The following is a 16,618-nucleotide window of genomic DNA, read 5'->3' on the forward strand; positions in this document are numbered from 1 at the left end:
GGATGAAATTTCAAAGATTGCGCCAGGATTGGAGTTTGGGATATTTGTTGTACGTCAGGTTTATGGTAAATTAGCAGTTTTACCAGGATATCTATTGCCCCGAAAAATTATGAATCTACTCAAGAAATTGTTTGGCAAACAGAAACAGGCGGGTGACATGCCGGCCACTGCAGCGCCGAAGCATCCTGAAAATACAAAGCTGATCTACCTGCTCGATGCCTGGGGCGACAATCCATCCGAAGATAATTACCGCGCGGTGATGAACGAGATCGTAGCCGGTAACTGTTTCCTGTTACTGCCTTCTGTTAATGATGGCAGGGTATCTAATGTATGGCATACGCTCGAAACCGGTTCGAAGCTGGTCTTGTCGAGTGTGTTCGACAGCGACGGACTTAAGGTGCTGGGCGCTTTTAGCGATGAACCATCGCTTTGGGAATGGTGTAAACAACCTGCTGAATATACGGCCATGGCCATGCGCGACCTCGTAGGCTTTTGCCGCGAGCAGGGTATCGATCGCATCGTGATTAACAGTGGCCGGAAAAATAGTTTTGTGTTGGATCGGGAACGGCGCAATATTACCACAACCGTTATCGGGGAGGAGACCGAAGTGCTGGTGGGCACGCCGGCCAGGCCGCTTCCTTCGCATGTTATCGACAGGCTGGCGGCCAACTTCAGGCAGGTGCATACCATTGACGAGGCGTACCAGTATGCGCAATCGATGAAGGGAGAGATGAGTATTGTATTGGGGATACGCATGTCCGTGCAATCCGCCGATGCAACTGCCGCATTGCATCATGCCTTGAACGACGCCTTAAGCGACGAAGCCCTGGAACTGCCGCTGGATATCATGCTGCTCGACGATCAGTGGTTGCAGACGGCCAGGGGTATTGAAGGGGCCCTGTTTTACAAGAAGTGATCTTCCGGTAAAAATGTTTCGTGGCCAGGGTTATTGCCCCGGCCGTGTTATTGCAGCCATTTCAATATCCATGGTATGCATTCCCCGGCATCTACTATCGACCAGGAATGCGGATGCCGGTCGCCCTCCATACGGAATCCTTTACCATAAGCGTTGATAAACTCGGCATTGCCGTTCCCGTTCTGCCGCAAGAGGTTGATCATCGCCGATTGGTCTAAGGCATTCATATCGTAAAGATCGCGGCCCCGGTTATCTATCCACCAGTTTACGTCTACGTCGTTATAGGTCCTGATGGGCATTTTATCCAGGTAGCGGGCATTACCGCCATCCTCGGCCGATCTTGAAAATCCTGAATATGCGCGGTACTTTTCCGGTACCGATTCCGGCGTTCCGCCTATGTATTTTTTAAACTCGTTCATGGCGTATTTCGGTTCGGGTAACGCCGGGTTCTTTTTGAAACTTCTTTCGGAGTTATGATACAGGGTTTCTAGGTCCATGGGCCCGTCTACATTGATGATGGCCCTCGGAACGATCAGGGTCCTGCCGGGATCAGCGACAGCAAGCTCACCGTATCGCACACTGAACAATCCGCCCATAGACCAGCCTCCTAAAATGAAACGGTCTTTCGGCAGGCCATATTTGCGGATCGCCTCACCGATAAAAGTGTTGAGTAGCGTTACTACCTGGTCGTCCATAATAAAACGCTGGTTGAGCGAGGGCACGATCACGGCAATGTTATGGTCAAAAGCCAGCTGGCACAGCGCCTTATTGCTCCCGATCAAATGGGGTACCGTTTCCCAGGTGCCCGGGATCAGTACCAGCACGCCTTTAATATTTTTTTTGGGTACCAGCGCCTTATAGAATAGCGTTTTACCATCGCCGTCGCCTACATACATCCTGGCCGTATCCGCGATAGCGATCTCATTATTCGAAAGCCGCCTGAGATAGGGCGGGTCGAGGGTAAGCAGGCCGTTTTCAAAATTGCCTTCGGTCTTCCGGCGGCCGTTGTCGTAGATAATACGGCCATGGCCGTTCAGTGTTCCATTTGAAAAATGACCTTCTTTTACAATACCCGATGCCAGCCTGACCTGGCCTTCCCCCTCTATCTTTCCTTCCTGCATCATGCCCAGGTAAGTCAATACCTTTTCTTTGCCGGTGTAATAAGCCAGGGTTCCTTTGCCGGTTGCCAACCCGTTTTTGCAGCCGCCGGTCCAGCTTATACTATCGTCCGGCGTATATCCGGGCGCCCATATCGTGCATCCCGTTCTTTTATCGGCAAGCAGGTCTTTGGATGTTTGTCCAAAGGTGCATAAAGCATTGACTACGCAGCAAAGTGTAAGCAGGTTTTTAGTCATTTTTTCAGGTGGTTTAGGAAGGGTTGCCCTGTGGCAAGTAACCCGTAACCCTCCCGGATAAAAGTAGGTAAAACCGGGTAGCTTCCGGCGTTCCTTAATGCCTTTTGCATCCTGTTAATAAAAAAAGCGGTGTGGGGGCGCAAGCCGTTCATCAGCATTATACGGCCATGAACCCGGCTACCCGGTCGACGGTGTGCTTTACGTAATTAAAAAGGAACATACCGTAAGATTCCGTTTTTTTTACACTAATTAACATAAATGCCCTGGTATGCTTAGCTCTGTTAATTGTCTTTTTTAACAATAGGGAGATAGGGTGCAAATTATGCCCGGGTCAGGCTGACGCAATAAACAAATAAGCGACCGTTACCGCCCCGATAAACCCTGTCTTACCTTAAAACCATGCCGGGCTGTAGGCGCCCGGGAACAATTAATAATTAAAAAGATAAAAATGAAAAGGAAATTACTCAGTATTACAGCACTTCTGTCTTGCGGTCTTGGCGCTTTTGCAAACCCTGTTAGTGTTCAGACGGCTCAGAAGGTAGCAGAAAATTTCATGTCTAAAAAAGTAGCGGCGGCTGCGGGTTTAAATCTCCAGTTATCCAAAACCTACACTGCTTTAGGTACTTCAGGCCAGGCTTCTCTTTATATTTTCGATGTAAATAACGGTTCAGGCTTTGTGATCGTGTCGGGAGATGATGCCGTTACCCCGGTCCTGGGTTATTCTGCAGAAAATAAATTCCCGGTTGCAGTTACCAATAACGAAGTGAATTACTGGATGGATGGTTACAACGAACAGATATCTGCCGTGATCGACCACCAGGTTGCTGCTACAACAGCGATTGCATCCGACTGGAACAAACTGATCACCAATACCGGTAAAGACGACCTGGCAAGAGGTACCGATGTGTCGCCCTTGCTGCGTACCAAATGGAACCAGGACGGAAACGGTTTCGAAGATCTTTGCCCGTCCAACACACCAACCGGTTGCGTAGCTACGGCTATGGCACAGATTATGAAATTCTGGAATTATCCTGAGGTTGGTGTGGGTAACCACAGCTATACCGCACCGGCTCCGATCAATGCCGTACAAACAGCCGATTTCGCCAATACCACTTATATGTGGGCCAATATGCCGAACGAGCTCACCACCAATTCAAACAGTGCCCAGCGTGGCGCAATAGCTACGCTTATGTTCCATTGTGGTGTAAGTGTGGATATGAGTTATAACTATGCAAGTGCCGGCGGTAGCGGTTCTTTCGTTATCTCTTCAGGCAGCCCTATACAGCACTGTTCTGAATATGCGCTGAAAACTTATTTTAAATACAGCACCGACATCAAAGGACTTGCCCGTAGCCAGTATGCCGATAAAGATGCAGAATGGATCGCCTTGCTGAAAACAGAGCTTGACGCTGGCAGGCCTATCCTGTATACCGGTCGCGGTTCCGGTGGTGGTCACGCATTCGTATTCGACGGTTATGACGGCATCAACAGGTTCCACATCAACTGGGGCTGGGGTGGTTCTTCAGACGGTTACTTTATCGTGAACAATCTTTCTCCGAGCGTTTTAGGTACAGGCGGTGGCGCCGGTAACTTCAACAGCGGCCAGCAGGCACTTACCAAAATCTTCCCAAACAACGTTACCAAAATCGTAAACGTAGAAGGTGCGGATAAGATCAATGCCTATCCTGTGCCTGCTTCCGATAAACTGAACATCGATCTGAGCCGTTTCGAAGGTAAAGTTACCGCTATCCAGCTGTACAATATCCAGGGCCAGAAAGTACTGAGCCAGGAAGTAAAAGGCGCACAGGCAGTAATGCCGGTAAGCCAGGTAGCCCAGGGCATGTACCTGCTGCACCTGCAGTCAGACAAAGGAACCATTATCCGGAAAGTCTCTGTTGTAAAATAATGCAGCAGCAATAACATACTTTATTGATTAATCTGAATGTTGCCGGAATCTTTTCCGGCAACATTCGTTTTTAGCGGAACCCTGCCGGTTTTGAGATGGTACCCGGGCTTCACTGCTGAGTCGCAGTTGTGTGCGGGCTCCGGTGTACCTGTCGCCGGGTTGGAGCCCCTGCTTATGCTGCCAATAAACTCATACTCATAATCCTGCTGGCATGTAGTAATAAATAGTACAGGATTTTCATAAGAAAGCGTACAAATGCTGCCGGGGGATTTACCGACCTTTGAGCTACCAATAACAAACAGCTATACCCAACTATAACCAGGGGGCCTTGTATATAGCGCTGCCAATGTCTGGATCCGGATTGTATGTAGTAAGAATAGCAAGTAACACCATAGAAACATGCAAAGTCTTGTATCAACCTTAGCGGTAAGGACGATACAGGTATAAGCGAGCCGGGTTGTATAACCCGGCTTTTGCTATTAAAACCTTTGGTATGACGTATTGCCGTATGTTTCGAAAAAAAAGGTTACATTTTTAATACGCTATAGAAATGCTGGTATTGCCCCGCGTATGGCGTGCTTGCTGCCGGCCGGTTGTTGCATGATGATTACCCTGGCTAAACAGATATTTAGTGTTAATTAAAGCAAATGCATTGCAAATATGTTCTTGCTTTGCAAAATTTGCATCTTTTTTTCTCGTTTTCTTTAGAAAGGGCCTTATGATAGTTGCTATATTAGATGACCATAAATTGTTGACGGAAGCATTAAGTAATTGTATTCATGCCAATGCAACACAGGTAGAAAAGACGCTTGTTTTTAACGATCCGAGGCGTTTTCTCGATGCTTACACAGGGGGAGAGAGGATTGACCTGCTTTTCCTGGACCTGCTCATGCCCGGGGTGCAGGGGCTTGATGTGATACAGGCATGCAGGCAGAAAGCGGGTGGGGGCAACGGCATCAGCATCATTATTATGACCAGTATCAATAATCCCCAGATGGTACGGCACGCCCTCAGTACGGGCGCCAATGGTTACCTGACTAAAGAGGCGGATATAGATGAATTCCTGCTGGCTATGTCCGAAGTTGCAGATGGCCGGCAATATATAGGCCGGGCAATAAGCAAACAGCTCCTCAGGTGTTTTATTGCAGAAGAACAGATCAATTTCTACCTGACACCCCGCGAGCAGGAAGTGCTGCAGCAATTATGCAATGCGAAAACCGTTAAAGAAATTGCCTACGAGTTGAAACTGAGTTTGCACACGGTGCTTTCCTACCAGAAAAATATTATGCGCAAGTTTAAGATGAACCGCACTGTCGACCTGGTGACCTTCGCTATGGAGCACGGCATTTATTCAAAGAATGTTCATTAAGATAAGAACCGGCATGCTATACAACCGCCTTTGTATGCTGCGATAATAAATGGGGCATGAGATCTCTTCCTATTTTCCTGCTGTTTATAGCTCTGTGTATTGGTCCTGCAGCAGGTGCAGCGCTGTTACCTTTCAGTGATGCGCTATGCAAAGCGCTGCCACCAGATTACTTACCTGCCGACAGGCAGCGGCCTACGGCACTCGAGACGAGACTGCTATTGGCAAACGTCGGTGTAACATTCGAGGCGGATGGATTTGAGGAAGAACTGGACCGGATCTGCAGCAGGATGGAGCATAGCATGGACAGCCTCAAGGATAAGCGGGAGCAGGCAAAAAGCGCCTATGCGGTTGCTATTTATTGGTATAATAACTCTAAAGATTATCCCCGGGTATTGGCGGCCCAGCAAAAAGCGCTCGATTACACGGTGTACGATACTGCCACCTGGACCATAAAACTGTCGCTACTTGCAATGAAGGGGAATGTGCATTTGGTTAGAAACGAAATGCCCGAGGCCATCGATATCATTAACCATGCATTGGAACTCTTACCCGGAGAAACAAATAAAAAGATCAACTTCGCAACGCCTTATCTCTACCTGACCCTGGCCAATGCCTATGCGGCATTGGAACTCCAGAATGATGTTATCGGGTATACCCGGAAAGCCAGGCTGTATTGTGACGCAGATCCGCGCCGCAGCACGCATATATTGGCTATAGCCAATCTTGTAGCTGCTGAAGCTTATAGCCAGTTGTTCCGGAAAACCCACAATACCCGGTACCAGGATTCCGCTACCAGGTTGGTACAGGAGGTAAGACAGCGTTGCAGCAATGCGCCGCAGTGGCGGACTACGGTATATGGCATACTGGGACGTATTGCGTTTTGGAACGGGGATTTTAAACTTGCCCTGAACTACCTGGATACTGCAACCGATAAAAATAATATCGAAGAAGATGATATGAGCCAGGCCGAAGTAATGGTTGTCTACCACGCCCTGGCTAAGTTATGGCTTGAAAAAACGCCGCTTAAGCGGCTACGTATCCGGGAAAACTTCCTGAATGACTCGGTGATCAGACAGGCCGGCGTACCCGATATCTATTACATTTATGAAGACCTGTTTAAAGAAGCGTATAACAAGAGCGAATGGGAGGCGGCATTGGGCTACCTGGTAAAGTCTTCGAGGCATAAGGATTCTGTAGAGTTGCTGAAGCAACGCGTAGTTTATTATAACCTGGAAGCCAGGTACGAAAACGGCAAAAGAGAAGCGTTGATCGACAGGCTGCATAATGACAAGAAGATCGCTTCCAAACAAAACAAGATCATATTGCTGACGGCGGTTGTAATTATATTGACCCTTACCTTGTCTATAATAGCCCTGGTTGCTATAAACAGGCTGAAGCAAAAAAAGCAAGGGGAACGGCAGCGGCAGCTGGAGCTGGAGAATATCGAGATCGCTAAGGTGATGTTATTGCAGGAAACGAAATTGCTGGATGATCAGCTGAAGGCTTTGCAGGCGCAACGTACCCATATTTCAGAAGATATGCATAATGAACTGGGTAGTGCATTAGTGGCCCTGAAATTTTATGTATCGGACATGAAGCAATCTGTGGCGGACGAAGCATCAAAGCGTGTATTCTGTAATGTCGAAGAGGAAATTAACGGCATCTATAAACATGCGCGGAACTATATTCATGCACTTAATCAAAGCAGCCCGGATATCCGGTACGATATCGATCAGAGCCTGCAGTTGCTCGCTGCACAGTTTAACAAGCGGAAAGCCGTTCAGCTGTTATTAGACGTGGATGCCGGCAAACTGGAATTATTACCGGTTGTGCAAAACAATGAGCTCTATTTTATCCTGAAGGAAACGATCGCCAATGCATTAAAACATGCACATGCCGATACGATCTTTATACAGGTAGGTTTTACTGCAGGCGAATGCCGGTTCTCGGTATCGGACAATGGCAGTGGCTTTGACCCCTTAGCTGGTAAAGCGGGTATGGGCCTGGCCAATATAAAGCGAAGGGCCCGGCAAATGGGGGGGCGTATCGTGGTCCGGACGGGGCCGAAAGGTACGCTGATTTCCGGTTCTTTTGCGCTCTTGAACATGGACTATTCTGCATAACACCCCATATTTAGGGGGTAGCTCCACACCCTTATTAGGGTGCATAAGAGTGCGGGCTATTGCTTCTCTTTGTAGTACAGTAATTATCCTGCATACACGACGATGATCCACTCTTTACCTCATTTTTTACAACGGAGCTTACTCAAAAAAGAACCGTTGCTGTGCCAATTGGCATTGCTCCCGGACGGGAACAAGCGTATGGTGATCGCTTGTCTTTCGTCCGCTCTGGCAGCACCGATCGGCTACCGGAACATTATTGGCACAACCCTGGCAAAGCATTGCCAGGCAACCGGGTCGGCAAACTGCGAGGCACAATTTGCCCGGGCTGTTGATTATTGTTTGCTGCAGCTCTATCGTTATCATTTTTCGGAAGAGGAACCGGGGGAAGTGGCATATAATCTCGAATTAGCAGGAACTATTGTTGGTGGGGAAATGATAAGGACCAAACTGCGCTACCGGTTTTATCAACGTTGAAACCCCGGCCGGCGTAGTTGTCCCATTATTTTAAATAACCTGCAATGAATTATTCCTTTTCCCGCTTAGTCCTCACGCTGATCAGTCTTGTGACCTTAACTGTGTCGCCTGCCTTTAAACACAAACTCCCCTGCGCCGTTCCTGTTGCCTGCTGCGCGCTCATACCGGCAGCGCCCGATCTTCGCCATACACTCTGCACTTCCCTGGCAACGCTGCATAAAACACTCCCGGTAACAGATCAGGGTACTGATTGGAATCGCGCTATCGAAGACTGCCTGTTATTCATCGATCAATACCCGCCACCCCCAGGCCGGGAAGTATACCACATGCGTAAGCAAGACCGGTTACCGGAGCAAGCACAATGTAAGCCAGCGGACACTTCCGGGAAATCTTTTAAAGATCTTCCGGCCGGATCGTATACCCGGGAAATTATATACGCCGGAACTATTCCTACCAATAACTAAATGATACATCCAATGAACAGTTTTTTACTTCGCCGGACCCTTATTGTACTCGTTGTTTTTACAACATCGGCGCTGAGCCTATTTGCACAAAGCCCCGGTGGCGTCCAGGCCGGGCTAACCGCCTGGTTCAAAGCAGACGCCGGCATTGTCGTTGCCGGTGGAACGGTTACCACCTGGATCAACCAGGCCGTAAACCCGGACCTGGTTAATGTTACGCAGAACGGCGGTCCCTCAACCCTGGCCGATAATACGCCGTTACCTTTCAATTTCAACGCTTACCTGCAATTTAATAACGGTTGCTTCAGTAAGGAGGCGCTTGCCAACTTCGAAGCCGTTGTTAAAGCAGATGCAGGTACCATAGCCGGGGTGGGAACGGGAGCCAGTTGCCTGGCAACGGTAACGTCCAACTTTACCAACCAGCCCTGTGGTGCAAACAGGTGTAATGCGGGTACCGGCTATAGCGGGTCCGAATTCGGGAACACCGGTCCCAACTGGGCTATGGGCGTTGCCAACGCGGGCCGTGCGAACCTATGGGGTTTCAGGGCCAGTACTGCGGCCACCGTTCAGCAGGAGAACACGTTTAACGGACTCAAAAATGCCGGCAGTTGCGGTGTTCGCCGCAGTGGCGCCTACCGGTTTGCTATCGGATCTTTTACCGGATATTATTATGGTACAGGCCGGATTGCCGAAATAGTGACTTATAACCGGCAGCTTAATCCGCAAGAGTTCTCGAGGCTGGAAAGCTACCTGGCAGCTAAATATGGCGTAACCCTGGGCAATACTGCTATGCCTGTCGACTATAGGGCTACCGATGGCAGCCTGTTCTGGAATGCCAGCAATACCTATCAGAACCGCGTAACGGTTACCGGTCGCGACGATTCATCTGCCTTCTACCAAAAACAATCCCGGTCGGTACATACTGGCGCTATGGTTACGGTATATAACGGGAATGCCTATGGCGGCGTTTTTCCCGGTATGAATGCCGGCAACACGACCGCCTTTTCCTCGAACCGGTCGTTCCTGGCTATCGGCGATAACAATGGCGATACCTTGTTCAGCCTGTGTAGTCCCGACGGCAGGCTGGCACGGATGCCGCGCACCTGGAAGGTGCAGGTTAGCGGCGCGGCGGGCCTTGCAACTATTGCCTTGCCTGCAGCCAATGCCCCGGCACAGGCAGGGTCGTTGCTGGTATCCGCAGACCCCGCTTTTGTCTCCGGGGTCACGGTTATCCCGCTGCAGGATAACGGTACCGTGTTTTATGCCAGCTACCCCTTTACCAATGGGCTGTACTTTACCTTCGGCACTGCGCCCCTGGTGCTGAATGGTATACCCGGCAATCCCGTATGTGATGGCCAAAGCGATGGTACGGTGACGCTTCATCCCCAGGGCGGTGCAACACCCATAAGCTATAGCTGGAACAGTAACCCGCCACAGCTTACGCAAAACCTCGCCGGTGTTGTTCCCGGCGCCTATACGGTAAGGGTAACCCATGGTAATGGATGTACGTTCGATAGTACGATTATTGTTAAAGCCAATCCGCCGGTTTGGGCGGGCATTGCCGCCATAGACGATCCTATCTGCGCGAGCAGCAACGGCCTGATCATAGCTAAAGGTATAGGTGGCTCCGCGCCCTGGACATACCGGATCGATAACGCGCCTTATGATACAGTGACCCGGTTTGGCGGCCTTGCTCCCGGCACCTACCGGGTTGCAGTAAGAGATCAATATGGCTGCACTGCTGATACTACGGTAACCCTGGAAAAAATCGATTATATTCCCCATATCGCAGCCGAGGTCCGCGATGCCTGGTGTGATGCCGGCGGACGTGCGGGACAGGTAACCCTGGAACTGAGGACCGGTACCGCGCCTTTTAACTATGACTGGAAGGAATTTCCCGCGGTAAAGGAGCGGGAGATCCGCAACCTGGCAGCGGGTACCTATACCGTTACCGTGACGGATCAATATGGTTGCGCCGGTACTATTTCCGCTACCGTAGCAGAGCAGCCCTGCTGTTATGCCGGTATTCCCAATGCTTTCTCCCCGAATGGCGATGGTACTAACGATCAATTCGTACCGGTGTTTAGCAGCCCGGTATCCGGTTACATGCTGTCGGTCTTTAACCGTTGGGGGCAGCGTGTGTTTTACAGCACGAAAACAACACAGGGGTGGGATGGCACGATGAACGGTAGTATCGTAGATACAGGTACCTATTACTATGACCTTACCTATGTATGTGCGTGGGGCCGGAAACAAGTGAACCGTAAAGGCGACCTGGTGCTTGTCCGTTAAACCGGGTTCCGTTCGCAATGTGTCCCTGCGAAAAAACGCTGATAAACTTGCAGGTGGATAAAAATAAAAGTAGGCTACACCTGTTTGTAAATATACGTTCCGGTGCCGGAAGGAAGAAGGCAATCAGCCCTTCTTCCTTTTCTATTGCTTACCGTCTTACCTGCTAATCGGCGGTCCGGGTTTTACTTGTTGTTTTGCGTTTACGTTTTAGCTGGATCACCCTGAATTTAACATGGTCGTATACCAACCCCAACACCAGCAGCGCGCTTCCGATAAGCAGGGCATGCAGGTTGATCCTCGCGTAGAGCAGGCCGCCGGTAATACCACCGGTAAAAAAGAAACTGATGACCCTGAGCCGTAACCGGATCGATGAACCCAATTTTTGCTTCTGTTCTGCAGAGCGGTAAAAAAACAATTGCGATAATTCGATGCCCAAGTCTGTAAACAGGCCGGTTAAGTGCGTCGTCCTGACCGCAGCATTCGACAGGGCCGTAACCAGGGAGTTCTGCAATCCCATCGCAAACAGTAAAGAAAACGCAATAACATCGGGATGCTCCGTTACCAGCCGGGGGAATAAAATGCCAACCAGCAATAATACCAGGCTTTCCAAAACCACCGGTGCGACATAGATAAGCCGTTCGTTTTTCCTGGCCACCAGTTCGGTAAGCACACCCGATACAAAAGCGCCGAGAAAGAAAGACAGGATGTACAGGAAATAAAGAAAGCCTTGCCAGAAATGCAGCTTGAATACTTCGTCTACAAATAGGGTGAAATGCCCGGTTATATTCGTAGTCAGCCTTTGAACGGCTAGGAAGCCTGCTACGTTTACGATTCCGGCCACAAAGGATAGCAGAGATGCGATCTTTAAATTATGACTTAAGGTCCGTGTTTTTCCCTGGTGTCTGAACAATTATTTTTCTTTATAGATGGGGTAGGTATCCTGTGCTACAGACAAAGATACCCCGGGCCGTCAGGCGAATAAAGAGCAGGGTATCTTTGCTTTTAAGTAATATGGAAAAAGAGGATAGCGAGCTTATACTTTTTTTACGAACTCCGATTTCAAAGCCATGGCGCCGAAGCCGTCGATTTTACAATCGATATTATGGTCACTGTCTACCAGGCGGATGTTCTTTACTTTCGTGCCTGCCTTTATGCTTTGTGCTATTCCCCGCACAGGTAAGTTCTTTATCGTTACTACTGTGTCCCCGTTCTGAAGCAGGTTGCCGTTGCTGTCTTTTACGATCAGCGTATCAGATATCTCCTGGCTGGCTGCAGGATCCCATTCATGACCGCATTCCGGGCAGGCTAAAAGCTGGTTTAATTCGTAGGTAAAGGTTGATTTACATGCCGGGCATGGTGCAAGTTCATTCATATTCAAATTCTTTTTTTTGTTGTTGAAACGGAACGGTCAACACCGTTGTTGTTAAGGCATTCGCACCTTGTTTATAGCTAAAGCAGCAGGGGCAAGGCTTTTGGCGGTGCAATGCTACTGTTTTATAGCCAGTTTTTGTTTTTTATTTTTTACACTTTCTCTTTTATCCACCACCTTCACCCACCACCCATCACTCAATACTCAATACTCCATACCCAATACTTACAACTCAAAACTCAAAATTCAAAACTCAAAACTCCTGCAACTTGACTCCTGATATTGCTAAAAATGAGATCCTTCGTTGTGCTATATAGCACCTCGTTAAAGCCAGCTAACCGATGAGATCCTTCGCTGTGCTCAGGATGACAGCTAACCCTTCAACAGTTCAACACTCAAAATTCAAAACTCCTTACCCAATACTCAATACTTATAACTCAAAACTCAAAATTCAAAACTCAAAATTATTCACATCCTTCCTGTCTGAAATCTAATCCCTGATATCTCACTACCCAATACGCACTTCCCAATACTTACAACTCAAAATTCAAAACTCAACATTCCTGCAACGTTTCCTGTTCCGGCGCTAATATTTCGGCTACGTCAACATCCAGCAGATCTGCGATCAGGTCGATCCTGCCACGACTCATATTGATTTTACCATTCTCGAATTTTCCATAGTTGGCGTGGCTCATCCCGAGCGCTGCAGCTATATATTTCTGTGTAAAATTACGATCCATCCGGATCGCTTTTATCCTGTTGCCTATGGTCATGTTCGGTATTGCAATTTTTTGATCCGGTAGCGGGGTTTTACGCTCTTATGGTCACCGGTCATTTCGTTATGCTGCAGGCATGATCTCCGGCAGGCTGGAATTGGCTCCTGTATGGAATTATATACATAGTTACGTTTGTATGCCGTGCTTACAGGAACCGCCCTTTGTAAAGGGTATGCTGTAAAAGATGCCTGGTGTTGATACCGATAGGCGCTATACGGATAATCCACCCGGCGCCCATCGGGCAGTTGATGATCTGTTGCCATTGCCCGGTTTCGAGCACGGGGTTGATCTCCTTTAGGACGCCGGTAAGCGATGCGTAAACAGGTATGCGATAGTCCCGGTAAAAAAGATCAAGGATTTTTTCGCCTTTTCTTACCAGGTCGCCCACCCTGATGGCAGGCATACAGATACGTTCGATGCGGCGAATGCCGGTCAGTTTAAACGGAGCTACCCCGCAGTAGGCCATATTGCCCCGGATGCAGACCCAGTCGTGCTCCGGTGAGTAAAGCAAGTCTTCTGGTTGGAACACCATAACCCGGATTGAATTTTTTTTATGTTTTACAGATGCATTGGGAAGTCATCGTTCCCGGCTTATCTTAGCCGTTATCGCTTTTGATCCAGAAGTTGAGATTCCCGCCTTCCAGCGTGTCTGCAAGCCGGTAGCTGAGCGGGATTTCCTCGTACAGGGAATGGTAGGTAGCAATCCTCGTACCCTTTGGCATAGCGCTAAGCCCTTTGTGCAGAAACCGTACGTAATAACGGTATAGCGAGTCTGAATACTCCATTGTATCGTCAATGCGCCCCTCTTCGTTCAGGTTCTCATAAAAGGAGTTAAAAAAATAAAAGTGGTCGAACTGCTGAAGGTCCAGTTTCGTAAAATTTCCATGGAGGAAATGAACATTGGTAATCGCCAGCTTCCGTTGCAGTGTAAGGGCGGCATCGGTGAGGTAAGCCCTTTGCTCGATGCCATAAAAATGGTGTCCCGGTGCACGCAAAGCGCCTGCCAGGCAAAACTTCCCGGCTCCGCTGCCAATATCCAGTATCCGGGAAGGAGGCCCTGAAGATAGAAAATCTGCGGCGAGCCGGGCCACCCGGAGCGGCGTCCAGTGCTGGCCCGACATCATCTCCAGGGTTCTGGGGTAGAGCTTATCAAAGGACTGATCCTGCTTCAGGATTTCGTCCCTGGTGAGCAGGGGGCTATTCATAAAGGAGTGTTGCTGCTTTGTCTGCAAATACCTGGTATTGAAATTCCCGCAGCAGCCCTGCTCTTGAGTAAGGCGCTGCCGGGCTTATCTTGGCGATCCATATGCTGTGAAGATCTCCATTGATGATCAGCGAGGGGTTATTGAGTAGTTTGGGATTGATGGCGATCACGCTTCCGTCCACCGGCATCCGGACTGCAAAATGGCCCTTTCCTGATTGGAACTCAGCGATGGTTTCCCCTTTGCCCAGCGCAGCCGGAACCTGGCAGAAAGTAGCCTGTAGTATGGTGTTGATCCCGGATAGTTTATTTTTGTGAATGCCAACCAGGGCCGAGACGCCGAGGAAGTCGATCCATTCATGATCTTCGGTATAATGCATGATAGCTGAAAAACTTATTGTAAGTTGCGGCAGCAAAATTAAGCGGGGTATGGATGGTATAATTTATAATTTCGCACAATAAAAAGTGACAACAATCAATTTTTATCATTAAAAATTTCACGATGAGTCTTAAGGGGATCTTCCCAATCGATAAGTGGGATTTTAAATCAGATACGATATTTACGAATTTCCCGGCGGGAGATTACGAGGAAATGGTACGCCATGCCCGGGAAGAGAAATATAAAAAGGGGCAGACCATATTCCGCGAAGGCGGTGTGCCTACCGGTCTCTATTATATCATAGAAGGAACGGTGAAGAAATACAAGATGGATGGCAGTGGCAAGGAACAGATTATCTATGTGGCTAACAAAGGCGAGTTGATCGGGTATCATGCGATACTGTCCGACGAGCGCTACCCGGATTCGGCCACGGTACTGGAAGAGAGCCGTTTGTTATTCATTCCCAGGGAGGATTTTTTAGCTACACTGGAACGCTCTTCGCTGCTGTCGACGCGGCTGCTCCGGATGCTGAGCCATGAGTTTACCGTTTTTACCAATAGCATCGCCATTTTTGCCCAGCGATCCGTGCGCGAACGCCTGGCCATATCGCTGATCGTTTTACGGGAAAAGTTTAAAAAGAGTACGCCCGAAGGCGCTCCCATCGTGATCAATATGAGCCGGGAAGACGTGGCCAACATGACGGGCACAACCCGCGAGAATGTGGTAAGGCTCTTGCGCGAATTCAAGGATGATCATATCATCGAAACAAAAGGACGCAAAATATGGATTACCGATATTAGAAAAATGATCGCCATCTCCAACTATCAATAAACCGGACAGCAAAAGTTGATAAGATGCAATTTTTTCGACGGTCATTCCCGTTACTTTTGCCGGAAAGTCAAATTGCATGTCACGTCGTACCGCTACACCGCTGTTACTGCCGGCCCTGCTCCGGGAAAAATGCCCGGGATGCAGGCGCGGAAGCATTTTTATAAACAGCGGTATATTACCGCTCAGGGATTGTTTAAAAACCCGGGAGCATTGCCCCGTCTGCGGTCAGAAAATAAAAGTGGAAAATAATTACGGACAGGGAATGAACTTTGTGTTTATCGTTGTCATTTTTATTTTAACCGCTATCGGGTACCATCTTCTTATCGGCTTATCCTTTAAGGACAACAGCATTTACTACTATGTAGCCTTGTCCGTGCTCATGGTTATCTTTTTGCAACCCTGGCTGATGCGGTTATCCCGGGTTCTTTTTCTCTACCTGGTGGTCCCGTATCGGAAAGACAGGCAATAGCGCATCGCTTTTTATACAGGCGATAAAAAGCATCCTGTAAAAATAGCCCGGAGTATACGTCCGGGCTATTTTATGGAATCAATACTTACTCTTCTTACTGGTCCAGCAGTTGCTGTAACTTTTCTACAAAGTCGGGAACCGAAAAGTCGTTCGTCTCGATGTAAATGTCTATCAATTCGTTTGCCCTGTTGAATATTGCGGTAGTGGGTATAGCGCCCGAGAACAGCGCATTCAGGATCTGTCCGTCCGATGTATAGACCGGTAGTTTGTACCCGCGGCGGTCCATAAAGGCCTTTGCTTTAGCGTACTCATGATCTACGGCAACCATCACGAATACCAGGTCGTCCCGGTCCCGGAACCGTGTTCTTAATTTATGGAAAGAGGGCATTTCCTTCACACAGGGAGGGCACCAGGGCGCCCAATAGTTTAATACTACAACCTTGCCTTTAAGGTCAGGCAGCGTAAGGCTTTTGCCCTTCCCATCCTTAAACCGGAGCTGGGGTACGGCTGCCTTTACCGAGTCGGGAAAACCGGCGGCGGGCTGTTCTTTATTTAGCGTTTGCGGATCGTCATTTTGGGGCGCAGCATATGCGACCGTCAGGCTGAGCAGGAACGGTAATACCAATAGCTTTTTTATGATCATCATCATCGTTGCGGTGTTGCATACTTCTTGCGGCAACATGGCCTTTTCCATATA

The 16,618-nt window shown here is 48.9% G+C and carries 16 protein-coding genes; 8 read left to right on the forward strand and 8 right to left on the reverse strand.

Annotation, left to right across the window (positions count from 1 at the left end; translation table 11 throughout):
• Positions 1–109 precede the first annotated feature (109 nt).
• Positions 110–916: an SseB family protein gene (locus tag B0I18_RS10035; protein WP_106522545.1), complete on the forward strand. Its 807-nt coding sequence runs from the start codon at positions 110–112 to the stop codon at positions 914–916.
• A gap of 47 nt (positions 917–963) precedes the next feature.
• Here the strand turns inward: B0I18_RS10035 and B0I18_RS10040 are convergent, their stop codons facing one another.
• Positions 964–2,271 (reverse strand): hypothetical protein, encoded by a 1,308-nt coding sequence (locus tag B0I18_RS10040; RefSeq protein WP_106522546.1) that lies wholly within the window; start codon positions 2,269–2,271, stop codon positions 964–966.
• 448 nt (positions 2,272–2,719) lie between these two features.
• On the opposite strand from B0I18_RS10040, the gene B0I18_RS10045 reads away from it, so the two are divergent.
• The 5 genes from B0I18_RS10045 (at position 2,720) to B0I18_RS10070 (ending at position 10,896) form a co-directional block, all read left to right on the forward strand.
• Positions 2,720–4,177, forward strand: a complete 1,458-nt coding sequence (locus B0I18_RS10045; RefSeq protein ID WP_106522547.1) for a T9SS type A sorting domain-containing protein — start codon at positions 2,720–2,722, stop codon at positions 4,175–4,177.
• Between the two features lie 718 nt (positions 4,178–4,895).
• Entirely contained in the window at positions 4,896–5,546 is a 651-nt protein-coding gene (locus B0I18_RS10050) for a response regulator (protein WP_106522548.1), read from the forward strand.
• A 56-nt stretch (positions 5,547–5,602) separates the two neighbouring features.
• Positions 5,603–7,669, forward strand: a complete 2,067-nt coding sequence (locus tag B0I18_RS10055; protein ID WP_106522549.1) for a sensor histidine kinase — start codon at positions 5,603–5,605, stop codon at positions 7,667–7,669.
• Between the two features lie 102 nt (positions 7,670–7,771).
• Complete coding sequence (locus B0I18_RS10060; RefSeq protein ID WP_146146710.1) at positions 7,772–8,143, forward strand: hypothetical protein; 372 nt, start codon at positions 7,772–7,774, stop codon at positions 8,141–8,143.
• Positions 8,144–8,619: 476 nt separating this feature from the next.
• Positions 8,620–10,896 carry a DUF8202 domain-containing protein gene (locus tag B0I18_RS10070; protein WP_181358414.1) on the forward strand — a complete coding sequence of 759 codons (2,277 nt, stop codon included), beginning with the start codon at positions 8,620–8,622 and terminating at the stop codon, positions 10,894–10,896.
• A gap of 163 nt (positions 10,897–11,059) precedes the next feature.
• Here B0I18_RS10070 and B0I18_RS10075 read toward each other — a convergent pair whose 3' ends face one another.
• From B0I18_RS10075 to B0I18_RS10100, 6 genes are all read right to left on the reverse strand, one after another.
• Positions 11,060–11,806: a YoaK family protein gene (locus B0I18_RS10075; protein WP_106522553.1), complete on the reverse strand. Its 747-nt coding sequence runs from the start codon at positions 11,804–11,806 to the stop codon at positions 11,060–11,062.
• Between the two features lie 123 nt (positions 11,807–11,929).
• Positions 11,930–12,268: a zinc ribbon domain-containing protein YjdM gene (locus tag B0I18_RS10080; RefSeq protein ID WP_106522554.1), complete on the reverse strand. Its 339-nt coding sequence runs from the start codon at positions 12,266–12,268 to the stop codon at positions 11,930–11,932.
• 551 nt (positions 12,269–12,819) lie between these two features.
• Positions 12,820–13,038: a helix-turn-helix domain-containing protein gene (locus B0I18_RS10085; RefSeq protein WP_106522555.1), complete on the reverse strand. Its 219-nt coding sequence runs from the start codon at positions 13,036–13,038 to the stop codon at positions 12,820–12,822.
• A 148-nt stretch (positions 13,039–13,186) separates the two neighbouring features.
• Complete coding sequence (locus B0I18_RS10090) at positions 13,187–13,573, reverse strand: glycine cleavage system protein H (RefSeq protein WP_106522556.1); 387 nt, start codon at positions 13,571–13,573, stop codon at positions 13,187–13,189.
• 64 nt (positions 13,574–13,637) lie between these two features.
• The gene (locus tag B0I18_RS10095; protein ID WP_106522557.1) at positions 13,638–14,246 is read right to left on the reverse strand and encodes a class I SAM-dependent methyltransferase; all 609 of its coding nucleotides are present in this window, start codon (positions 14,244–14,246) and stop codon (positions 13,638–13,640) included.
• A complete protein-coding gene (locus tag B0I18_RS10100) occupies positions 14,239–14,622 on the reverse strand; it encodes a glycine cleavage system protein H (protein WP_146146711.1) in 384 nt (127 codons plus the stop codon). Before B0I18_RS10100 ends, B0I18_RS10095 begins: the two co-directional genes overlap by 8 nt.
• 122 nt (positions 14,623–14,744) lie before the next feature.
• Here B0I18_RS10100 and B0I18_RS10105 point away from each other — a divergent pair, with 122 nt between their 5' ends.
• Both B0I18_RS10105 and B0I18_RS25490 read left to right on the forward strand, forming a co-directional pair.
• Positions 14,745–15,452 (forward strand): Crp/Fnr family transcriptional regulator, encoded by a 708-nt coding sequence (locus tag B0I18_RS10105; protein ID WP_106522559.1) that lies wholly within the window; start codon positions 14,745–14,747, stop codon positions 15,450–15,452.
• A 76-nt stretch (positions 15,453–15,528) separates the two neighbouring features.
• The gene (locus B0I18_RS25490) at positions 15,529–15,921 is read left to right on the forward strand and encodes a DUF983 domain-containing protein (protein WP_106522560.1); all 393 of its coding nucleotides are present in this window, start codon (positions 15,529–15,531) and stop codon (positions 15,919–15,921) included.
• A gap of 94 nt (positions 15,922–16,015) precedes the next feature.
• On the opposite strand, the gene B0I18_RS10115 is transcribed toward B0I18_RS25490, so the two are convergent.
• A complete protein-coding gene (locus tag B0I18_RS10115) occupies positions 16,016–16,570 on the reverse strand; it encodes a TlpA family protein disulfide reductase (RefSeq protein ID WP_181358415.1) in 555 nt (184 codons plus the stop codon).
• Between the last annotated feature and the right edge of the window lie 48 nt (positions 16,571–16,618).

Origin of the sequence: Taibaiella chishuiensis, assembly GCF_003014535.1 — a bacterium.
GTDB lineage: Bacteria > Bacteroidota > Bacteroidia > Chitinophagales > Chitinophagaceae > Taibaiella > Taibaiella chishuiensis.

Bases quoted from the DNA above. Each gene is read 5' to 3' on its own strand.
- B0I18_RS10035 (WP_106522545.1), top strand. From the start codon at position 110: ATGAATCTACTCAAGAAATTGTTTGGCAAACAGAAACAGGCGGGTGAC.
- B0I18_RS10040 (WP_106522546.1), bottom strand. From the start codon at position 2,271: ATGACTAAAAACCTGCTTACACTTTGCTGCGTAGTCAATGCTTTATGC.
- B0I18_RS10045 (WP_106522547.1), top strand. From the start codon at position 2,720: ATGAAAAGGAAATTACTCAGTATTACAGCACTTCTGTCTTGCGGTCTT.
- B0I18_RS10050 (WP_106522548.1), top strand. From the start codon at position 4,896: ATGATAGTTGCTATATTAGATGACCATAAATTGTTGACGGAAGCATTA.
- B0I18_RS10055 (WP_106522549.1), top strand. From the start codon at position 5,603: ATGAGATCTCTTCCTATTTTCCTGCTGTTTATAGCTCTGTGTATTGGT.
- B0I18_RS10060 (WP_146146710.1), top strand. From the start codon at position 7,772: ATGATCCACTCTTTACCTCATTTTTTACAACGGAGCTTACTCAAAAAA.
- B0I18_RS10070 (WP_181358414.1), top strand. From the start codon at position 8,620: ATGAACAGTTTTTTACTTCGCCGGACCCTTATTGTACTCGTTGTTTTT.
- B0I18_RS10080 (WP_106522554.1), bottom strand. From the start codon at position 12,268: ATGAATGAACTTGCACCATGCCCGGCATGTAAATCAACCTTTACCTAC.
- B0I18_RS10085 (WP_106522555.1), bottom strand. From the start codon at position 13,038: ATGACCATAGGCAACAGGATAAAAGCGATCCGGATGGATCGTAATTTT.
- B0I18_RS10090 (WP_106522556.1), bottom strand. From the start codon at position 13,573: ATGGTGTTCCAACCAGAAGACTTGCTTTACTCACCGGAGCACGACTGG.
- B0I18_RS10095 (WP_106522557.1), bottom strand. From the start codon at position 14,246: ATGAATAGCCCCCTGCTCACCAGGGACGAAATCCTGAAGCAGGATCAG.
- B0I18_RS10100 (WP_146146711.1), bottom strand. From the start codon at position 14,622: ATGCATTATACCGAAGATCATGAATGGATCGACTTCCTCGGCGTCTCG.
- B0I18_RS10105 (WP_106522559.1), top strand. From the start codon at position 14,745: ATGAGTCTTAAGGGGATCTTCCCAATCGATAAGTGGGATTTTAAATCA.
- B0I18_RS25490 (WP_106522560.1), top strand. From the start codon at position 15,529: ATGTCACGTCGTACCGCTACACCGCTGTTACTGCCGGCCCTGCTCCGG.
- B0I18_RS10115 (WP_181358415.1), bottom strand. From the start codon at position 16,570: ATGATGATGATCATAAAAAAGCTATTGGTATTACCGTTCCTGCTCAGC.